The following is a 1,875-nucleotide window of genomic DNA, read 5'->3' as shown; positions in this document are numbered from 1 at the left end:
CGCTGGGGCTGACCCGCCGGCAACACGACGTCCTGGGCCTGATCGCCGACGGCCACACCAACGCCCAGATCGCCGAACGCCTCTTCATCTCCGCCAAGACCGTCGACCACCACGTCTCGGCCATCCTCGCCAAACTCCAGGCGCCGGACCGCGCCACCGCCGGCCGCATCGCGCGCTCGGGGCTGATGAGCTGGGCCGCCGGACCGCTTTGACCGACCTTTCGGCACTCCCGTCCGTCATATCTCTGGTGAGGAGACGGCTGACACCCGCCGTGGGTGAACCGATCCGCGATCTGGAGCGAGAGGGAGCTGCCATGCAGCAGAAAGGCATTGTCTTCACCACCAGGCTCAGCGTGAGCGACTGCGCGAACCTTTTCCGGGAGACCGGAGACGCGCTCCGAGGCGTCGGCCGCAAGCTCTTGGAGGCCACCGCCAAGGTCGCCGGCCACGGGGATCTCACCGGCTACTACACGCCCGAGTTCAACTCCCCGTTCGCCCGGGTCGACGGGATCCCCGAGTTCGCGGTGGGTATCAACATCATGAAATTCAGCGCCGCGGCCCAGGGCAACGGCACCCACGTGCACATGTACGTCGACGACCGCGGCGACCACCGCGACGTGCAACTGGTCTCCAACCACACCATCACCGGCGGCATGCGCTCCGGACGCATGGTGCGCAAGTTCTTCGAGGCGTTTCAGGGGACTGACGCGGGGGTGCGTGTCACCGACAGCAAGGTGTAGCCCGGGCCCTGCTCGACGGGGCTGCGCACAGGCGTGAGCGGGCGTGAGCAGGCGTAGGCGGGCGTGGGCGGAACCCATCGAGGATTCCGCCCACGCCCGTGGCGTTCTCAGCGGTCGGGTACGCCACCGAGCCCTGCCGCCCGGGGAGCAGGCCGTCCGGTTCGCCGCTCGGGCTCACCGAGCCGGGGCAGTTCGAACAGCGCCGAGTCGATCGGCGCCTCGGCGACCAGCACCTTCAACCAGTCCACGCGGCGCGCACCGGGCGCGGGCTCCCGGTCCAGAGGCAACGTCATGTCGATCCGGCGTCCCTCGCCGACGTACGAGGTACGAACCGACCGACCGCCCCCTCCGATCGGCTGGACAGGACACGCCGATCGGCTGCTGATCGCCACGGTGCCGCCGCACCGCCCCGCGGTGGCCGTAGCCTCGGGGGCGGAAGCTCTTGGCCCGGCAGAAGGGAACACCGGTGATCCGCGTCGTGGTCGTGGATGACGAGGCGCTCGTGCGCTCCGGCTTCGAGTTGATCCTCAACGCCGCCGAGGACATCGAGGTCGTCGGGACCGCTATCGGCGGCGAGGCGCTGGCCACCGTGCGCGAGGCGCGGCCGGACGTGGTGCTGCTGGACATCCGCATGCCGGACGTCGACGGGCTGACCATCCTGCGCGGCCTGCAGGCCTTCCCCGATCCGCCGGTGGTGGCCATGCTCACGACCTTCGACACCGACGAGTACGTCGTGACGGCGCTGCGCTCCGGCGCGGCCGGCTTCCTGCTGAAGGACACCGACCCCGCGCAGCTGGCCCAGCTCGTGCGCACGCTCGCGGCCGGCGGGATCGTCATGTCGCCGAAGGCCTCCTACGCCATGCTCCGGTCCGTCCCGACCGCGGACGCCGCCGAGGACGAGGCGTCAGCCCGGATCGGCCTGCTGACCGACCGCGAGCGCGACGTCCTGGTCCTGGTCGCCGAGGGGCTGTCGAACGCGGAGATCGGCGCGCGCGTCCACCTGAGCGTGGGCACGGTCAAGGACCACGTCAGCGCCATCCTCGGCAAGCTGCGCGTGACCAGCCGCGTCCAGGCCGCGCTGCTCGCCCAGCGTGCGGGGATGCTGAACCCGCCCTTGCGATGACCACCCCCACAAC

4 protein-coding genes are annotated in these 1,875 nt (G+C 70.7%); 3 read left to right on the top strand and 1 reads right to left on the bottom strand.

The features are described from left to right. Both GWK61_RS54325 and GWK61_RS54320 read left to right on the top strand, forming a co-directional pair. On the top strand, positions 1-212 hold a 212-nt coding region (locus GWK61_RS54325; RefSeq protein ID WP_194922249.1), incomplete at its 5' end, for a helix-turn-helix domain-containing protein. 101 nt (positions 213-313) lie between these two features. Continuing rightward, a complete protein-coding gene (locus GWK61_RS54320) occupies positions 314-739 on the top strand; it encodes a hypothetical protein (protein ID WP_194922248.1) in 426 nt (141 codons plus the stop codon). A 107-nt stretch (positions 740-846) separates the two neighbouring features. On the opposite strand, the gene GWK61_RS54315 is transcribed toward GWK61_RS54320, so the two are convergent. Beyond that, a complete protein-coding gene (locus GWK61_RS54315; RefSeq protein ID WP_194922247.1) occupies positions 847-1,032 on the bottom strand; it encodes a hypothetical protein in 186 nt (61 codons plus the stop codon). A 173-nt stretch (positions 1,033-1,205) separates the two neighbouring features. Here GWK61_RS54315 and GWK61_RS54310 point away from each other — a divergent pair, with 173 nt between their 5' ends. Next, positions 1,206-1,862 (top strand): response regulator, encoded by a 657-nt coding sequence (locus tag GWK61_RS54310; RefSeq protein ID WP_194922246.1) that lies wholly within the window; start codon positions 1,206-1,208, stop codon positions 1,860-1,862. The last annotated feature ends 13 nt before the right edge of the window (positions 1,863-1,875 follow it).

Origin of the sequence: Catenulispora rubra, assembly GCF_015356825.1 — a bacterium.
Taxonomy (GTDB): Bacteria; Actinomycetota; Actinomycetes; order Streptomycetales; family Catenulisporaceae; genus Catenulispora; species Catenulispora rubra.
The sequence above is the reverse complement of the archived record's forward strand: the minus strand, read 5'-3'. Positions and strand labels throughout refer to the sequence as shown.